Below are 18,497 nucleotides of genomic sequence, written 5' to 3'. Positions count from 1 at the left end.
TTTCTCACGCTCCTAAAAAGTGAAATTAAATTACTTCAAACCTTTTTCTTTGATAACCGCCTCAATCTTGTCATAGACCGGCTTAGCCATTGTTGGAATACGATATAAAATCGGACCAGCATCAATAACTGGGATTTTCGGTTCAAACCCTAAATCAGTTTTAGCAATCGGCGTAAAGATATCGTAATTATCAATCATATCAGCTGTGATGTCTTTAACCATGACAGCATCTGCTTTCAGATCATATCCTCTATTTTTAAATTCAGTTTCTAGAGCATCTTTAATTTGATGGCTCGAGTTTACTCCAGCCCCACATGCAGCTAAAACTTTAATCATAAGTCATTCCTCCTAAATTATTACTCAAAATTATTATTCAAAAAGTTATATATTTCATCTGTTTCTTTCATTTCAAAAAATTCTTTCAGTTTTTCCTTAGATGTAGTAGTTAAGAATTGCATAATCTGTGCCAAAACATTCGCTTGTCCTTCAGGATCATTGTTTAGAATCATAAACATGAAACTTACTTTAAGTTCCTGTTCTGGTTGAATCATATTAAAAAATCTTATTGGTTTTAATAACTTTATTGGAATCACACGTCGTACATTGACAAATTCTCCTTCAGTATGTGGAATTGCTACATTAGGAAATTCCACGTCAACTACAGACAAATCTATTCCAGTTGGAAAATTTTTTTCTCGCATTACTAAATTTTCTAAAAATTCATTTTTCACTAATCCTTCATTCAATAACGTTTTTGAAATTTCTTCAAATACCCCCTTTTGCCCCGATTGATCTGAAATAAAAACATCTTTTTTTGCGAACAACATCTGATTTTTCTTTGTCTCCACTTTTTCACCTCCTGTTTTATTATGATTGTTTTTGTTTAATTTTGTTCACAAACCTATAGTAATCGGTTACAATGTAATTGTCAATACAATTAAAGAACATTTTTTGTTTGAAATTGTAGATAATTAAAATAAATTACAAGTAATTAAATCTACTTAACTCATTCAAACTTATTTAATTAATTAGCAAAATTTTGTCTTTAGGAGGACTTAACATTATGAAAAAACAAATTAAGCAAAGTTCAACATCATTGGTGAAACGAGAACAGAAATCAGAAGCAATCATCATGATTGGTATCTTCTTAGGAATAAATATTTGGGCCTTTACAGGAACTTTCATTTGGGGATTAATTGTTTTTGTATTCTCAATTTTTATTGCTCAATTTATTTTTTGGAAATAATAAAAAGACTAACATTCATATTTAAAAAGAATGCTAGTCTTACAAATGAAACTATCTATCGTTCAAATTCAAATTACATTTCAGGAGAGACCATGATCTTCACTTGCTCTTTATCAGTTGATAAGGCTTTGATACCTTTTTCCAACAAATTATCCAAACTAATTTTCTTAGTAACAACTTGACTAAATAATTCACGATTATTATTCAAAATTCCCAATACTTGTCGGAAAGAATTGTTGTAGCAAAGTGTTGTGTAGATATCAATTCCTTGCATAATTACATCATTAGTCAAATCAACTGTAATTGGTTTGCCAAATAAAGCGACAATCTGCAAAATTCCTGTCCTTTTGACTAACTTGAGTGCGGTATCAAAAGTCGGTTGAACTCCAGCTGCTTCAAAAGCAACATCGACACCATTCGGACAAATCTTTTTAACCGCCGCAACAACATCCCCATCTGCTGGGCTTAATACATGTTTGAAGCCCAGTTCTTTAGCTTTGTCTAGCCGCACTTGGGCCAAATCAATAATAAACACATGATTTGCCCCCGCGCTTTTAGCCAAGAGAGCTGTTAAAAGTCCAATTGGACCAGCACCTTCGATCGCTACATCCTGTCCAGCACGTAAACCACATTTTTTTATCGCTTCAAAAACAACTGCTGTCGGTTCAGCTAAAGCTCCTAATTCATAGCTCAGACCTTCAGGCATTTTTTGTGCAAAAATTTCTTTAATATTAGCATATTCCGCAAATCCACCATCATCGGAAAAGCCAAGAAAATTTCCTGCTCCGTCTTCTGCTTGAACCCGATTACAAAAATTATAATCACCTTTACGACAGTTTTCGCACTTGCCACAAGCAATTAATGGCTCAACTGCAACATGATCACCAACTTTAAGTGTTGTAACTTTACTGCCGACCTTAACAACTTCACCAGAAAACTCGTGGCCTAATGTTACCGGAACAGTCCGTTTCGTCAATGGATGTGGTTGTGTTGGCAACCCCCATCCCTCTAGGTAAGCATGCAAGTCACTACCACAAATCCCGCAATATTTAACTTTTATTTGAACTTGGTCCTGCTTAGGATCAGCAATTTCAATATCTTCAATTCGAATATCTTTTTGACCATAAATTCTTGCTGCTTTCATAACTATCATCCTCCTGCATCTATGTAAGCGTTTACTTTTGTTCGTAAATTAATTGTAGTCCTCGGATTATCTTTTTTCAATAATTATTCATCATTTTATTTATAATTATTAGTTTCACAAAAAGAAATTACTGTTACAAAGGAAATGCATTTAGTCAAAGAATGTTTTTTTATGCATTTAGTACGGAATTACACAAAAAAGCTATTTACAATCAAAAACAAGATTGCAAATAGCTTTAAAACAGCGTTTAATATCGATTAAGAATTGTGCAAGTTCTAATTAACGATCTTGGTATCCATTTGGATGAGTAGCATGCCACTTCCAAGCAGTTTCAATGATTTTATGAATATCATCGAACTGTGGTTTCCATCCTAAAACTTTCCGTGCTTTGTCCGAAGCAGCAATCAAGGTATCAGGGTCACCTGGTCGACGTGGAGCTAATTCAGCTGGAATTGGTTTGCCAGTTACTTCTCGAGCAGCCTTTAAAATTTCCATATTGGAGAAACCAGTTGATGAACCTAAGTTAAAGGCCGTGCTATCATGACCTTGGCGTAAATAATCAACAGCTAAAATATGTGCATCTGCTAAATCAAATGGATGAACATAGTCGCGAACATTTGTCCCATCCGGTGTGTCGTAATCATCACCAAAGATCTGCAGCTTTTCACGCGTACCAGCGGCTACTTGTAAAACAATTGGCAGCAAATGAGTTTCTGGATTATGATCTTCGCCAATACTGCCATCCGGTTTTGCTCCGGCAACATTGAAATAACGTAAAGCAATGAATTTAATGCCATATGCCTGATCCGACCAACGCATGATTTTTTCCATCATCAGTTTGCTTTCGCCGTATGGATTAATCGGTTGTTGTGGATCGGTTTCTTTAATCGGAACTTGTTCTGGAATTCCGTAAGTTGCTGCAGTTGATGAAAAGACAATCTTCTTAACTCCGACTTCATTCATCACTTCAAGCAGTTTGATCATTCCACTAGTATTATTGTCAAAATACTTCAATGGTTTTTTCATTGATTCAGCCACTAAAGAGAAAGCTGCAAAATGAATCACTGCATCAATTGCTGGATTTTCTTTAAAAACATCTCGCATAAATGGCTGATCTGCAATATCTCCTTGATAAAATTTAGCTTTGGAGTTAACAGCTGCCCGATGACCAGTAACCAAACTATCAACAACAACGACATCAACGCCGCGATCTACCAGTCGATCTACTGTATGTGAGCCAATGTACCCTGCTCCTCCGAGAACTAAAATTGCCATAATTAATTCCTCCCTAAACAATTAGCTTCATTAAAGTAAAAGCTAAGTTGCAGCTTCCTTAATCAAGAAAGTTTTCAGTTTATTTAATTCTAACCAGTGAAATTTAGTTTCCACCTTTGGCTATTTTACCAGTTTCTGCCAATAAAAGGTAGTTAGGTTAGAAATTGACTTAAACAACTTATGCTAAACTATTTTTAATCACTATATTTATAAACTATTTCAGCGATACTGCTTTGACCATCTGTTAAGACAGTGTTTTCTCCCCATTCAGGATGATTAACTGCATCTGGCAGCGACTGAGCTTCCAAAGCAAGCGCATCAAAAACTCCATCATTATTAAAATCTGCCGTATAAACAACCAATCCTTGCCGATTAGAAAAAATTTGAATTTTTTCATTTGTTGCTTGATTAGATAGGGTTGCCACCGGTTGTTCTTTATTTGTCGAAATAATAAAAGCATCATCAAGCTCATTTTGCTTAATTTCAGTTAAAGACTTCAGTAAGTTTTTGCTAGTTGAAAAATCATAACCACTATCAGAATTATCGAGTAATTTACCTGTTGGCAGTTTTGCATGATTCAGTTCCAATCGCTGGCTACTTGCAATTTGTAATTTGTGGTTATTCAAATTAGCTTGCTCGACATTCAAATTAAAATACGCATGATTAGTTGGATTAAAAATAGTCGTTCCATTGGCTTTTCCTTTAAAGATCATTCTCACTTGATTCAAATTGTCAAAACTAATTATTATCTCAACGTCTAACCCATTAGGAAACCCATCGTCAGCCGACGTAATCTTTTTAGAAAAGCAAATTTCTACTTTATCTTTACCTTGAATAATCTTAGCTGGCCAATTATATGAAGAAAAGCCACTTGGACCGCCATGCAGTGTATTTTCTCCTTCGTTTTGCGGTAACTGAAAGTTTTGGTTGTTTAACGTTACCTTGCCACCTGTAATTCTACCAGCTACTCGTCCAACTGCTTGACATAAATATGTCGGAGTACCAAAGTAATCTGCCAACTGATCAAAATGAACCAACAAATTTTTGCCATTCATTACGAAGCTATGCCAAGTAACAGCATAAGAGAAAATCTCAATATAATTTTGCTGATCATTGACAATCTTGTAACTGTAAACATCTTGTCCCTGATAATTACCAATTAAAGTTTTCTCAACTTGCATCCGCTTTACCTCCTTTTTATTCATTCACATAATCTACAAAACGATTAAATGCCTTTTGTCCTACAGAATCATTTTTAAAGACACCTGCATCTTCCAGCACCCGAACAAAAGTTGCTCCCAGAGCTTGTTTGACAATTGACGTAACATTTTCTGCAATTATTTTACCATCGTATTGTTGTAAAATTTTTTCAGTCCAATGCAAGTGCTTTTCCGCTATTTGATTCGGCTGATGTAACAAATACCTTTCAACTTCAGCTAGTTCTCTTTGTAAACGTGGCGGCAAAATTGCCAATCCCATAACCTCAATTAATCCAATATTTTCTTGTTTAATATTCTGAACATCTGGATGAGGATGAAAAACACCCGCCGGAAATTCTTTGGTGCAGTGATTGTCACGCAAAACTAAATCTAGTTCATATTCTGCCCCTCGTTTACGAGCAATTGGGGTAATAGTGTGATGTGGCTGGTGATCTGAAGCTGCAATTACTGCAACTTTTTCATCACTATAATTTTTCCAACTGTTCAGAATTTTAGTAGCTAGCTCAACTAATTCTTCCTCATTTTTTCCAGACAAACGAATAACCGACATCGGCCAATCAACGATTCCGGCTTTAACATGAGCAAAATCTGTAAATGTTATCGTTTGTCTAATCTTAGCTTGATCCATTGCAAATTCATGACGACCGCCTTGAAAATGTTCATGACTCAAAATTGAACCACCGACTATCGGTAAATCTGCATTACTACCAACAAAATAGGCAGGAAAAATATCTAAGATAGTTAATAAGCGCCTAAAGGTCAATCGATCGATCTTCATTAATTGATGCTTTTGATCAACAAAAATACAATGCTCGTTAAAATAGGCATATGGTGAATATTGTAAGCCCCATGTCTCATTAAGCAAATCAAAGCGAATTATTCGATGATTGCTGCGCGCAGGGTATCCAATTCTTCCTTGATAGCCCTCATTAGTAAAACATAATTGACATTGTGGATAACTAGTCGGAGCAAGCTTTTGTAACCGAGCAATATCACGCGGATCCTTTTCAGGTTTTGAAAGGTTAATTGTAATCTCCAATTCACCATATTTTGATTGATAACGAAAGTATTTATTTTTGCTAATCTCAGCTGTCTTAATATAATTACTTGCTTGATTCAACTGATATAGATACTTTAGAGCTGAATTAACTCCTTGTTGCTGATATTCATTCCAAAAAATTTGATTAACTTTACTTGGTGCTGGTACTAAAAAGTTCAGCAGTTCAGTTTTTAGCAGCTCTTTTTGTCCAGCAGTTCGTTCAGTGTCACCAAGGTTAACTAATAAATCCGCCAATTCAATTAATGATTTATCAGTATAATCGCCTGTTTTATCAACACCATCAACTAAATTCAAAATCCGATTATACAAATAAATCTGATCCAACTGACTAAAATCTGTTTTAGCAATAATTTGCTCAACAAAAGCCGAAATTAATGTCTTTCTCTCCATTTATTTCACCTACTTACTTAAACTCACTAGTTCCATCAGCTATTTTTGCTACGTAAAATGAAGGAACATAACCAACCTTTTCTTGATAGACACGGGCAACATTCTTTTTAAAATCAGTTACTGAATCCTCAGCTACTAAAGCAATTGCGCAACCACCAAAACCCGCTCCAGTCATTCTAGCTCCGAGAACTCCTTTTTGCTGCCAAGCAGTGTGTACCAATGTGTCTAATTCTTTCCCTGTCACTTGATAATCATCTTCTAAGGATATATGAGACGCGTTCATCAGATGACCAAATTGCATTAAATCACCATTATCAAGTGCTTGTTTTGCTTCAAGTGTCCGTTGATTCTCAAAAACTGCATGTCGTGCTCGTTGCCGTTCAACTTTATTTTTAATCAAATAAGCAGCCTGATCGAATTCTGAAATTGTTAAATCGCCTAAAGAACTGATTGATAATTTTTGCTGTAAGTCTGCCAGAGCATTATCGCATTCTTGACGACGTTCATTATACTTCGAATCAGCTAATTCTCGCTTCTTATTCGTATTCATAATAACGATTACATTTTGATCCAAATTTAATCTAGCATATGAATATTCTAACGTATTAGTATCTAATAATATTGCTTGATCTTTTTTCCCCATTCCAACTGCAAATTGATCCATAATTCCAGAGTTAACTCCAATATAGTCATTTTCAGTTTTCTGTCCAAATTTTACTAAATCCAACATTGGAATTTTTAAATTAAACAATGCTGCAACCATAGCTCCAGTCAGCAGCTCAATTGATGCTGATGATGAAAGACCAGCTCCATCTGGTAAATCACCATTAAAATACAAGTCCATTCCCTTATTTATTGCATATCCAGCTTTGATCAATTGTGTAATTACACCTTTGGGATAATTTGTCCATTTATCCTGCTTAGCAAACTCTAAATGTTCTAAATCTGTTTCAATCACTCCAAGTTTACTGAAATTTTCAGAATACAGCCTAATTTGCTGGTCATCTCTAATTCTAGCTGCTCCATAAGTTCCTAAACTGATAGCACACGGAAAGACGTGGCCACCATTATAATCTGTGTGTTCACCAATTAAATTAATTCTTCCTGGTGAAAAGAAAGTTACCTTTGGTTCGTTTTTAAAAATAGTTTTGAATGCAACAATTAAGTTTTTATTTTCCATAATTTCCCACCTACTTTATTTTTTCAATTTCATTTTACTATATATTTACTAAAAATCAACACTATTTACTTAATTTATCGTAAAAGTACTGTTTTAAAGCTGATTATTCAAATGAAGGATTGATGTTCTTCCTATCACACAGAATATTTTTATTTATTTTCTACAAAAATGTTTAGTAATACTATTTACTTATTAACTAAATAATAGTATATTGTCATTGTAACCGGTTACTAAAGAAGCTCGTTGATCTATCTTTATAATCTTCGCTTCAAAAATGGAGGGCAATGAATATGGAAAATAAACAAAAACTAACTGGGAAGACGCTAATATCACGGACGTCTTTTGCGTTAGGTAATCTTGGACATTCTGCTTTTTACGGTGCATTAAGTACTTACTTTATCGTTTTTGTGACTAGCAGCATGTTTTCTGGACTAGATAAAAGCATCGCTGATAAATTAATTGGTTTGATTACTAGTTTGATTGTTTTTATTCGGATTGCAGAAATTGTTATTGATCCATTGATTGGAAATGTTGTTGATAACACTCATACGAGGTGGGGTAAATTTAAACCTTGGATCATTATCGGAAATGTTGTTAGTGCTATTTTATTAATTATTATTTTTACAGGAATTTTTGGATTAGCCAAAGTTAACTGGATCCTGTTTGCTGTTGTATTTGTGATTTTATTCGTAACTTTAGATATTTTCTATTCTTTTTCCGATGTTGCATACTGGGGGATGGTCCCAGCTCTAAGTGAAGATAGTCGGGAACGCGGTATTTACACTTCGCTTGGTTCATTTACCGGAACTATTGGCTGGAATGGATTAACTATTATTATCGTTCCGATTGTAACTTACTTTACCTTCTTAGCTACCGGCAAGCATTATCAAGGAGCCCCCGGCTGGTTGGCTTTTGCCGTAATCATTTCAATAATCGCGATAGTTTGTGCTTTTGCTGTTGCTCTTGGAACTAACGAAAAAGATAATCTAATCAGAAAATCTGCTAAGCAAAAAACTACAATTAAAGATGTCTTCAAAGCTTTAGCCCATAATGATCAAATACTTTGGGCCAGCTTAGCTTATTTTCTTTACTCATTTGCCTATGTTGTAACTAATGGTGTTTTATTCTACCTCTTCAAATTTGTTGTTGGTAAACCAAATGAATATTGGATCGTTGGTGTGATCGCTACTATTATCGGTTTCTGTACTTCACCGCTCTACCCAATTTTAAACAAATTCATCCCACGCAAATGGTTATTCGCTATTGGACAATTCTTTATGATTCTCGCCTATTTAATTTTTATTGTTGGTAGAGATAATATGGTAATGCTGACAATTGGATTGGCTTTGTTTGACATTAACTTTGCTCAATTAGTTACCGTTTTAACTTTAACTGATGCAATTGAATATGGTCAATTAAAGAATGGGGAACGTAATGAAGCTGTTATTTTAGCTGTTCGACCAATGATTGATAAATTAACTGGTGCTTTTTCTAATGGTTTAGTTGGTTTTATTGCCATCGCTGCTGGTATGACCGGCAAAGCTACTGCAGCTGATATGACAGCTAAAGATATCCATACTTTTGAAAGCTTGGCATTTTATATTCCGTTGGTGTTGGCAATTCTTTCATTAATTGCCTTCTTAGCAAAAGTTAAATTAACTGAAAAGAAACACGCTGACATTGTTGAAGAATTAAATAACAAATTAATTAGCGGCCAAATATCATTAGATAAAAAAACAACAAGTGCCATTTCTTCTGAAACAATTGAACTATCTTCCCCGGCAGATGGCGAGTTAATTACTCTAAATGAATTGCCAACCGAATTTCCAGGAACTGGTTTTGCAATTCGCCCTGCCAGTGGCAAAATCTATGCACCATTTGATGGAACTATCAAATTTACCTTTACAACCAAACATGTGATTGGAATTGAATCTGAAAATGGCATTGGTGCCATCATCCACGTCGGAATTGATACCGTCAATATGCATGGTGAAGGTTTTGTTACTCATTATCTAGATGGTCAAAAAGTTAAAGCTGGTGACTTGTTGCTTGATTTCGATCGTGACTTAATTATAAACAGCGGTTATGATGATACCGTAATTATTTTCTTCACCCAACCTAAACTACTCAATCAGCTTCCTGAATTTAGAGCTGACACCAAAGTAAAACATCAGGATAATCTTGGAAAAATAACTTTGAAATAATTTTTTGGAAGGAGTCGCTATTATGGAAAAAAATCAATTAACACGAATTCTTTACGGCGGAGATTACAATCCAGAACAATGGCCTGAAGAAAGCTGGGATGATGACATCAAAATCTTTAAAGATACCAAAATTAATTCTATTACGATTAATGTCTTCTCCTGGTCCCTACTACAACCTTGCGAGGAAAAATATGATTTTTCAAAATTAGACAAAATTATTGAAAAATTCTCAAAAACTGGTTTTAAAATCGTCCTTGCTACCGCAACTGCAGCAATGCCAGCTTGGATGTTTAAAAAATATCCCGATGTTGGTCGAGTTGACTATCAAGGAAGACGTCACACTTTTGGACAGCGACATAACTTTTGCCCTTCCAGCCCCAATTATCAACGATTAGCTAATCAATTAGTTGATCACTTGGCTCAAAGATATGCTACCAATCAAGCAATCAGCGTTTGGCATATCAACAATGAATACGGCGGCTATTGCTACTGTGATCTTTGTCAAAAAGAATTCCGCAAATGGTTACAAAAAAAATATCATTCTGTTGCCGAACTTAATCGTGCTTGGAACTTAACGTTTTGGGGACATATAATTTATGATTGGGAAGAAGTTGTTGTTCCCAATGAACTAGGCGACGCTTTTGGACCTGAAAATACCGACACAGCAGTCAGTGGTTTATCAATTGATTATCGCCGTTTCCAATCTGATAGTCTGTTGCAACTCTTCCGAAATGAAAAGAAAATAATTGAATCTTATGATAATCATGTATTAATCACGACTAATTTTCATGGAACACCTAATCCTGACTTAGATTATTTTAAGTGGGCTAAATCCCAAGATATTATCGCTTATGATAGCTACCCAACCTATGATACACCAGCTTATAAGACGGCCTTTCTCTATGATTTAATGCGTGGTCTTGGTCATGGAAAGCCGTTCATGCTGATGGAATCTACTCCTTCACAGGTAAATTGGCAAAATTATAGCCCATTAAAACGACCAGGACAGTTACAAGTCCAAGAACTTCAAGCGATAGCTCATGGGGCAAACACCGTTCAATTTTTCCAATTAAAACAATCCATCGGTGCTCAAGAAAAGTTCCACGGTGCTGTTATTGCCCACTCTGAAAAAACAGACACTCGAGTAATTCAAGAAGTCAAACGCTTAGGTGAAACTTTAGAGCAATTGTCTCCTGAGCTACTACAAGCAAAAAAGCAAAATAAAATTGCGATCGTTTTTGATTGGTCTAATCTTTGGGCTGTAAATTATGTAGCTGGGATCTCCAAAGATCTTGATTATTTAGCAACGGTTCTTAGCTATTACCATGCTCTTTATGACCTACATGTAGCAGTCGACGTAATCGGAACAGACGATGATTTTAGTCAATACCAATTTGTAATCGCGCCAATGTTATATATGGTGAAAGCTGATTTAGGCGAAAAAATCAATACTTTCGTTGAAAATGGCGGGAAATTAGTTACCAGTTTCTTTTCTGGATTGGTAAATGAAACTGATAATGTTTATCTTGGTGGATACCCGGGACCTTTAAAAAAAGCAACTGGAATTTGGGTAGAAGAATCCGATGCCATTTTGCCTGACAAGTCAGTCAAAATTCAATTCACTGACGGTCAAGCAAGTGCTGGTAATTTATTATGCGATTTAATCCATTTAGAAGGTGCCAGCCCACTTGCCCAATACACCAGCGAGTTCTATCAAGGAACTCCAGCTATAACTAAAAATGTTTTTGGTAAAGGTATTGCCTATTATGTCGGTAGCAATTTAACTAATGATGGCTTGAAACACTTGTTTAAGAGCATCTTCCAAGCTGCAAATTGTTCTTTATCTGTAACCAATTACCAACCTTCGCCTTTAGAAATATATAGCCGAAATTGGAACAATACAGAATATATGTTTATTTTAAACTTAAGTGATTCAGCTGAAAAAATCCCTGCTGACTTAAACTTGCAAAACTATCAACCATACTTTAGTTCTAATCCTAATAACTCAAATTCAGTTGAAGCTTTTGGAGTAAAGATTTTGATTAGTAAAAATTAGACTGAACAACTATAACATTTAATAAAAATTATAAGAGCCCGGGACAAATGATATGCTCCCTATATAGGACACTGAAATATAAAGTGACTTATATAGGGAAAGCATATCAAAAAGCCCTGGACTCTTTATATTTTCTTAATCGCAAATGCGTACCAAAAACCAACTAGCGAGCATTAACCCCCAAAACCAAACATAATCCCAATCGCGGATTATTCGGTTTATGATGTTAATGCTCGCTAGTTAATTGCCTTTGTACCAATCTTTTCAATCAGTCTTTTTTTGAAAACTACTTTCTCTAAATACCAAACTTGTCCCAATTGTAACTTTTCTGGGACTTCTTTTGACCTTATTCTTAGTTTGATAAAGTTCTTCTAACATCATCAAACCAGTACGCCCCATTTCTTCTGTATCAACCCGAACACAGCTTAATGAAGGTGATACATACTTAGCAATTGATGTATCATTAAAGGCAACCATGCTGACACGATCGGGTACAGAAATTCCAGCTTCGTTTAATGCCCGTAATGCACCGACTGCAATTGAATCATTAGCGGCAAAAAAAGCATGAGGTAATTTTTCTTGCAGATCTTTAATTGCTTGTTTCATCATCTGGTAACCCGATTCAACCGAAAATTTACCGACATAAACATACTTTGATTTGTATAAATTGTAGTTAATCAGATAATTTTTAAAAGTTATTAATCGTGGATCAATCAGATTTTCTGCTAAATCCATCGTGTGTTCTTCTCCGGCCAACATTCCAATATCATTTTGATTAAACGACATGAAACTTTTTAGAACAGCTATAACTGAGTTGTAAAAATCTGTTACTACACAATTATAGCCGTTCACTAAGGTATCACAATCAATAAAAACAATATTTTGGTTATATGAATGCATTTTGTCCTGCTGATTTTTGCTGTATTTGCCAATTGCCAAAACACCTGCTACATCCCGCAAATTATCGCTAACTTCACTTTGAAAATAACGAATGATTCGATAACCTAAACTATGCGCCGCTTTTTCAATCCCCAATCTGATAGAGTAGTAGTAAAGATCATCAAGTTCTTCTTTTTGTGAGTACCATTCTATTAAGGCAATTTTTTTCTTTTTTTCTTGAACATTTCTTTTGCTTTTTTGATAATTTAATTTTTTAGCAATTTCAAAGATTTTTTTTCGAGTATTTTCACTAACTGCTAAAGTACTATCCTGATTGAGTACCCGTGAAACAGTAGCAGATGAAACTTGAGCTTGTTCTGCAATATCCTTAATCGTCGCCATCTAAGGTCCCCTTCCTGTATATGCAATATTATTTTAACACTAAATAAACTAAAACTTGGTAAATTTGGCCAATTTATTTACTAAATCTTCTAACTGCTTGTTGTTTTCTAAGCATTGTGGTTAACTAGTACTTAGATTAGCTTAAAATTAAGGGGTATTTCTATGGCGCAATTGGTATATAAACGTATTATTACTGATTTAAAACAACGAATTTTTTCAGGTGAATTTCCAGGCCTGCGCTTACCTGACGAACGCAGTCTCAGTGAGACCTATCAGGTTAGCCGTAGCTCAGTTAAGCGTGCTCTGAGTAGAATGGCTAATGATGGAATCATCTTTAAAAAACGTGGTTCCGGTACTTTTATTAATCCACTCTATTTGAAAAATGAATCAGTTTTTAATTACGAAGAAAGTTCTAATCTAGGTGTCACCGATAATTTTAAAATGAATGGTAAGCATCCTAAAATTAAAGTCTTGGATTTTCAAGTAATCAAAGCTACCCCTGAATTGCAACGTGATCTGTTTTTAACAAAAGAAGATTTTGTCTACCAAATTGTGCGCTTACGTTCATTTGGACAACAACCTTTTATGATTGAAACTGGTTATATTCCAATTAAAATTGTTCCAGAATTGTCAAAAAAAATTATTTCGGGTTCTATTTTCAATTATTTACAGGCTGAACATAACTTGGCTGTCACTAAATCTTTCTTATCAGTTTTCGCGGAACCTTCAACCGCCCAAGATCAGAAATTATTGCAATTAAAACCAACTGAACCGGCTGGAATCATGGAAGGAATTTTCTTCCTAGATAATGGAACCCCTTTTGAATTTTCTACTATGCGGTTTCATTATAAATATTTGAAATTCAACTCTTTTGTAACCGTTAATTAAACTGTTTTTTAGACTCTTTTTTATTTTTGAAAAAGAGTTTTTTTATTTCTTTTAAATTGGTACGTCCCAAAATAAAAATAAGTTGACTTTTACTACTGATTAGGTATGATGGAATTGAAGAAAAATTAACTTGTAAGCATTGCTAAGGAGGCAATCAATTATGACCCAAGATTATTCATCCCCAGATTATTTGAAAAAAGTCGATGCTTTTTGGCGAGCTGCCAACTATGTTTCTGTTGGCCAGCTCTATTTAAAGAATAATCCGTTGCTCAAACGACCACTCAAGGCTGATGATGTCAAAGTCAAACCGATTGGTCACTGGGGCACAATTGCTGGACAAAACTTTATCTATGCCCACTTGAATCGTGCAATCAATAAATACAACTTGAATATGTTTTACGTTGAGGGCCCTGGTCATGGTGGCCAAGTGATGGTTTCAAACTCTTATCTGGATGGCAGTTATACCGAAATTTATCCTGAAATTACGCAAGATGAAGTTGGCATGCAAAAACTGTTCAAACAATTTTCATTCCCTGGTGGAGTTGCCTCTCATGCTGCTCCAGAGACTCCAGGTTCAATCCATGAAGGTGGTGAACTTGGCTATTCGATCTCGCATGCAACAGGAGCAATTTTTGATAATCCAGACCTAATTGCAGCAGCTGTTGTGGGAGATGGTGAAGCTGAAACTGGTCCACTGGCTACTTCTTGGCAATCAAATAAATTTATTAATCCAATCAATGATGGTGCTGTTTTACCAATTTTGAATTTGAATGGATTCAAAATTTCAAATCCAACCATTTTATCGCGTGAAACTGATGAACAGCTACAAAAATATTTTGAAGGCTTGGGTTGGGAACCGTTATTTGTTGAAGGTGATGACCCAGCCAAAATGCACCCAGCAATGGCCAAGGCGGTTGATCAAGCCATTGAAAAAATTCAAAAAATTCAAAAAAATGCTCGCGACAACCAAGATAGTTCACTGCCAGTCTGGCCGATGATTGTTTTGCGGGCACCTAAAGGTTGGACTGGTCCTAAAGAATGGGACGGCCAACCAATTGAAAAATCTTTCCGGGCTCACCAGATTCCAATCCCAGTTGATGCTAATGACATGCAACATGCCGATGCATTAACTTCTTGGCTGAAGAGTTACCATCCAGAAGAACTTTTCGATGATAATGGAACTTTGAAATCTGAAATTGCAGCGATTGCACCTCAAGGTGATCAACGAATGGCAGCTAATCCGCACACTAATCCAGGTAAATTAATTAAAGATCTGATTTTGCCTGATTACCGCAAATATGCTGTTGATACAACTACGCCGGGAAAAGTTGAAGCACAAGACATGACCGTCTTAGGGGCTTACCTGCGTGACATCTTCAAACTAAATGACAACAATAAAAACTTCCGTCTATTTGGGCCTGATGAAACGATGTCAAACCGTTTAGCTCCGATTTTTGAATCAACCAATCGGCAATGGATGGAACAAATCAAAGAACCTAATGATGAATTTTTGGCTCCGGCTGGTCGCGTAATTGATTCTCAGTTATCAGAACATCAAGCTGAGGGTTGGCTTGAAGGCTATGTTTTGACCGGTCGTCATGGTATTTTTGCCAGTTATGAGGCTTTCTTGCGCGTTGTTGACTCCATGTTGACGCAACATTTCAAATGGTTGCGCAAAGCCAAGGAACAGCCATGGCGTTCTGATATTCCATCATTAAATATTATTTCGGCTTCAACCGTTTTCCAGCAAGATCATAATGGCTATACTCACCAAGATCCCGGTATCTTAGGTCATTTAGCGGATAAAAAACCTGAGTTCATTCGTGAGTATCTCCCAGCTGATGCTAACAGTTTATTAGCAGTTATGGCTAAAACATTGAATGATCGCGAAAAAATTAATTTGATTGTTGCTTCCAAACACCCACGACCACAATTTTATTCAGCTGCTGAGGCACAAGAATTAGTTGCTAATGGACTAAAAATCATTGACTGGGCTTCAAACGATGATCATACCGAGCCAGATCTGGTAATCGCTGCTGCTGGAACAGAGCCTAACCTTGAAAGCTTAGCTGCTATTTCGATCCTGCATCAAGCAGCTCCTGAGTTAAAAATCCGCTTTATTAATGTAGTTGATTTGCTGAAATTACGCAGTCAACGACTTGATCCACGTGGCTTGAGTGATGCTGAATTTGATAGTTACTTTACCACTAACAAACCAATTGTCTTTGCCTTCCATGGCTATGAAGGTTTGATTCGGGATTTATTCTTTGACCGACACAATCATAACTTATCAATTCATGGTTATCGTGAAAATGGTGATATTACCACACCATTTGATATGCGGGTACTAAATCAATTAGATCGTTTTGATTTAGTTAAAGCTGCCATTACAATGCTGCCTAACGCCGCAGCTTATGGTCAGTTAGTTACAAAGATGAATGCTAAAATTGCTGAACATCATCAATATATCCGTGATGAGGGTACTGATTTACCAGAAATTGAGAATTGGCACTGGGAAGCTATTAAATAAATTGCGATAAACTGCAGCAACTTAAAAATACGAACAATTTAGTTGTTCGTATTTTTCTTTAGTTCAATCACTATGTTTATTAAACTTTTATCATCATTTAACAAATTAAATTATGATTTTTTTATAATCCTACTTGTTTTTTAATAGTTGTTTGATTACAATTAGAGAATAAGCTTTATTGAAAGACATGTTTTGAAAAAGTATTTTTCTAGCGAGATCAGATTTGGTGTAAGCTGATTAAAAATCATTTCAAGATACTCCTTTCAAAATGCATTTTGATTAGGAATATTACTGAAATAAATGCCGGCTGCAGCCGTTATCAGAAATTGAGTGTGAGCAATAAAATTATTGTTCGAAAATGGGTGGTACCACGCTTAGATTAAGCGCCCCTGGATTTTTCCAGGAGCGCTTTTTTGTTATTAAAAATTATTCAGGGAGTTGCTTATGAAGAAAGAAGAAAATCAAAATCTGAACCGAGATCTTTCATCACGCCAAATGCAGATGATTGCTCTTGGTGGAACAATCGGTGTCGGCCTTTTTATGGGTTCGGCTTCAACAATTAAATGGACTGGTCCTTCTGTTTTACTGGATTATGCTTTAGCTGGTCTAATTCTTTACATTGTGATGCGTGCTTTGGGGGAAATGTTGTACTTAGACCCTTCCACCGGTTCCTTTGCCAAATTTGGCAGTGAATATTTACATCCAGTTGTCGGTTACCTGACTGCTTGGAGCAATGTTTTCCAATATCTGGTTGTCGGAATTAGTGAAGTAATTGCTGTCGGGCAGTATTTAAATTATTGGTGGCCCAACTTGCCTGATTGGATTTCCGGGGCTGTTATTGTAATTACCCTTTGTATTGCCAACTTAGTTTCTGTTAAAGCATATGGAGAATTAGAATTTTGGTTTGCACTAATTAAAGTTATAACAATTATCTTTATGCTAATTTTGGGGGCGATGGTTATTCTGTTAGGATTAGGCAACCATTGGCAGCCAATGGGATTCTCTAATCTCTGGTCACATGGTGGTTTCTTTACTGGAGGATTCAAAGGATTCATCTTTGCTTTATCAATCGTAATTGCTTCCTACCAGGGAATTGAAGTCATTGGAATTACTGCTGGTGAAGCTAAAGATCCACAACCAACTATTGTAAAATCAATCAAATCAATTGTCGGTCGTATCTTATTGTTTTATATTGGATCAATATTCGTAATTGTAACTATCTATCCTTGGGACAAGTTAGATCAAGTCGGTTCACCGTTCGTTGAAACATTTGCTCGAGTTGGAATCACTGCAGCTGCCGGCATTATAAACTTCGTTTTAGTTACCGCTGCTATGTCTGGTTGTAATTCCGGAATTTTCAGTTCCAGCCGAATGTTATATAGCCTTGGTTTAAAACGTGAGGTCAGCGATAAATTTACTAAGCTTTCTAATCGTGGTGTACCTGTTTTAGCTGTTTTAACCATCTCTTGTGGTATTTTTATTGGTATGATTTTAAATGCAGTTTTACCTCATTTAATCAAGGGAAGTTCCAATATTTTTGTAATGGTGTATAGTTCCAGTGTCTTGCCAGGAATGGTCCCGTGGTTTGTAATTCTGTTGAGTCATCTGAGATTCCGAAAAATAAAGCATGCTGAATTAACTGGGCATCCCTTTAAACTAGCGATGTCTCCACTTAGCAATTACTTTGCTCTACTTGGCTTATTCTTAACTTTAATTTTTATGTTTTTTAATCCGGAAACTCGCATTTCTGTTATTATTGGCTTCATTTTCTTAGGAATTATGACCTTAATCTTTTTGATCAAACGTCCAGACAAAATATTGACAAAAAATAAATAGTATTTTAAGTAGCTGGGACCCACGATACCAGGCTTTCAGGCCATCGCAGTTTCTACGACAACTTAATAACTTTAACGTTTTACTTCAAAAGACTGGAACGTGGTTGAGAAAACGGATCTCCACTAAATCATATTGGTGGAGACGTACAGTCCTCTGAATAGGGGGACTTCTTTTATTTGGTTCTATT

General features: G+C 35.7%; 14 protein-coding genes. 6 read left to right on the top strand and 8 right to left on the bottom strand.

From position 1 onward, the window contains the following. Positions 1-30: 30 nt before the first annotated feature. A complete protein-coding gene (locus G6O73_RS12240) occupies positions 31-336 on the bottom strand; it encodes a PTS sugar transporter subunit IIB (protein WP_057885358.1) in 306 nt (101 codons plus the stop codon). Between the two features lie 20 nt (positions 337-356). Next, on the bottom strand, positions 357-827 hold the full coding sequence (locus G6O73_RS12235) for a PTS sugar transporter subunit IIA (RefSeq protein ID WP_057885384.1): 471 nt from the start codon (positions 825-827) through the stop codon (positions 357-359). A gap of 236 nt (positions 828-1,063) precedes the next feature. Between G6O73_RS12235 and G6O73_RS12230 the strand changes: the two genes are divergently transcribed. Next, on the top strand, positions 1,064-1,246 hold the full coding sequence (locus tag G6O73_RS12230; RefSeq protein ID WP_057885357.1) for a hypothetical protein: 183 nt from the start codon (positions 1,064-1,066) through the stop codon (positions 1,244-1,246). A gap of 73 nt (positions 1,247-1,319) precedes the next feature. Here G6O73_RS12230 and G6O73_RS12225 read toward each other — a convergent pair whose 3' ends face one another. From G6O73_RS12225 to G6O73_RS12205, 5 genes are all read right to left on the bottom strand, one after another. Next, entirely contained in the window at positions 1,320-2,390 is a 1,071-nt protein-coding gene (locus G6O73_RS12225) for a 2,3-butanediol dehydrogenase (RefSeq protein WP_057885356.1), read from the bottom strand. Between the two features lie 279 nt (positions 2,391-2,669). After that, the gene (gene galE / locus G6O73_RS12220; RefSeq protein ID WP_057885355.1) at positions 2,670-3,665 is read right to left on the bottom strand and encodes a UDP-glucose 4-epimerase GalE; all 996 of its coding nucleotides are present in this window, start codon (positions 3,663-3,665) and stop codon (positions 2,670-2,672) included. A gap of 194 nt (positions 3,666-3,859) precedes the next feature. Continuing rightward, positions 3,860-4,846, bottom strand: a complete 987-nt coding sequence (locus G6O73_RS12215; protein WP_057885354.1) for an aldose epimerase family protein — start codon at positions 4,844-4,846, stop codon at positions 3,860-3,862. A 16-nt stretch (positions 4,847-4,862) separates the two neighbouring features. Beyond that, positions 4,863-6,335 (bottom strand): UDP-glucose--hexose-1-phosphate uridylyltransferase, encoded by a 1,473-nt coding sequence (gene galT / locus G6O73_RS12210; RefSeq protein WP_057885353.1) that lies wholly within the window; start codon positions 6,333-6,335, stop codon positions 4,863-4,865. A 13-nt stretch (positions 6,336-6,348) separates the two neighbouring features. Continuing rightward, the gene (locus G6O73_RS12205) at positions 6,349-7,515 is read right to left on the bottom strand and encodes a galactokinase (protein WP_057885352.1); all 1,167 of its coding nucleotides are present in this window, start codon (positions 7,513-7,515) and stop codon (positions 6,349-6,351) included. Between the two features lie 290 nt (positions 7,516-7,805). Here G6O73_RS12205 and G6O73_RS12200 point away from each other — a divergent pair, with 290 nt between their 5' ends. Both G6O73_RS12200 and G6O73_RS12195 read left to right on the top strand, forming a co-directional pair. Continuing rightward, positions 7,806-9,719 (top strand): sugar MFS transporter, encoded by a 1,914-nt coding sequence (locus G6O73_RS12200; protein WP_083478468.1) that lies wholly within the window; start codon positions 7,806-7,808, stop codon positions 9,717-9,719. 22 nt (positions 9,720-9,741) lie between these two features. Further along, the gene (locus tag G6O73_RS12195; RefSeq protein WP_057885350.1) at positions 9,742-11,775 is read left to right on the top strand and encodes a beta-galactosidase; all 2,034 of its coding nucleotides are present in this window, start codon (positions 9,742-9,744) and stop codon (positions 11,773-11,775) included. Between the two features lie 264 nt (positions 11,776-12,039). Here G6O73_RS12195 and G6O73_RS12190 read toward each other — a convergent pair whose 3' ends face one another. Then, positions 12,040-13,056, bottom strand: a complete 1,017-nt coding sequence (locus tag G6O73_RS12190) for a LacI family DNA-binding transcriptional regulator (RefSeq protein WP_057885349.1) — start codon at positions 13,054-13,056, stop codon at positions 12,040-12,042. Between the two features lie 162 nt (positions 13,057-13,218). Here G6O73_RS12190 and G6O73_RS12185 point away from each other — a divergent pair, with 162 nt between their 5' ends. From G6O73_RS12185 to G6O73_RS12175, 3 genes are all read left to right on the top strand, one after another. Then, entirely contained in the window at positions 13,219-13,944 is a 726-nt protein-coding gene (locus G6O73_RS12185; protein ID WP_057885348.1) for a GntR family transcriptional regulator, read from the top strand. 160 nt (positions 13,945-14,104) lie between these two features. Beyond that, positions 14,105-16,474, top strand: coding sequence for a phosphoketolase family protein (locus G6O73_RS12180; RefSeq protein ID WP_057885347.1), 2,370 nt, complete (start codon positions 14,105-14,107; stop codon positions 16,472-16,474). 444 nt (positions 16,475-16,918) lie between these two features. Further along, positions 16,919-18,310, top strand: coding sequence for an amino acid permease (locus G6O73_RS12175; RefSeq protein WP_057885346.1), 1,392 nt, complete (start codon positions 16,919-16,921; stop codon positions 18,308-18,310). The last annotated feature ends 187 nt before the right edge of the window (positions 18,311-18,497 follow it).

This window comes from Liquorilactobacillus nagelii DSM 13675, from assembly GCF_019444005.1.
GTDB lineage: Bacteria > Bacillota > Bacilli > Lactobacillales > Lactobacillaceae > Liquorilactobacillus > Liquorilactobacillus nagelii.
This window is presented reverse-complemented; position numbering and strand designations above follow the sequence as displayed.

Coding starts and splice junctions, on each gene's coding strand:
- G6O73_RS12240 (WP_057885358.1), bottom strand. CDS start 336: ATGATTAAAGTTTTAGCTGCATGTGGGGCTGGAGTAAACTCGAGCCAT.
- G6O73_RS12235 (WP_057885384.1), bottom strand. CDS start 827: ATGTTGTTCGCAAAAAAAGATGTTTTTATTTCAGATCAATCGGGGCAA.
- G6O73_RS12230 (WP_057885357.1), top strand. CDS start 1,064: ATGAAAAAACAAATTAAGCAAAGTTCAACATCATTGGTGAAACGAGAA.
- G6O73_RS12225 (WP_057885356.1), bottom strand. CDS start 2,390: ATGAAAGCAGCAAGAATTTATGGTCAAAAAGATATTCGAATTGAAGAT.
- galE (WP_057885355.1), bottom strand. CDS start 3,665: ATGGCAATTTTAGTTCTCGGAGGAGCAGGGTACATTGGCTCACATACA.
- G6O73_RS12215 (WP_057885354.1), bottom strand. CDS start 4,846: ATGCAAGTTGAGAAAACTTTAATTGGTAATTATCAGGGACAAGATGTT.
- galT (WP_057885353.1), bottom strand. CDS start 6,335: ATGGAGAGAAAGACATTAATTTCGGCTTTTGTTGAGCAAATTATTGCT.
- G6O73_RS12205 (WP_057885352.1), bottom strand. CDS start 7,515: ATGGAAAATAAAAACTTAATTGTTGCATTCAAAACTATTTTTAAAAAC.
- G6O73_RS12200 (WP_083478468.1), top strand. CDS start 7,806: ATGGAAAATAAACAAAAACTAACTGGGAAGACGCTAATATCACGGACG.
- G6O73_RS12195 (WP_057885350.1), top strand. CDS start 9,742: ATGGAAAAAAATCAATTAACACGAATTCTTTACGGCGGAGATTACAAT.
- G6O73_RS12190 (WP_057885349.1), bottom strand. CDS start 13,056: ATGGCGACGATTAAGGATATTGCAGAACAAGCTCAAGTTTCATCTGCT.
- G6O73_RS12185 (WP_057885348.1), top strand. CDS start 13,219: ATGGCGCAATTGGTATATAAACGTATTATTACTGATTTAAAACAACGA.
- G6O73_RS12180 (WP_057885347.1), top strand. CDS start 14,105: ATGACCCAAGATTATTCATCCCCAGATTATTTGAAAAAAGTCGATGCT.
- G6O73_RS12175 (WP_057885346.1), top strand. CDS start 16,919: ATGAAGAAAGAAGAAAATCAAAATCTGAACCGAGATCTTTCATCACGC.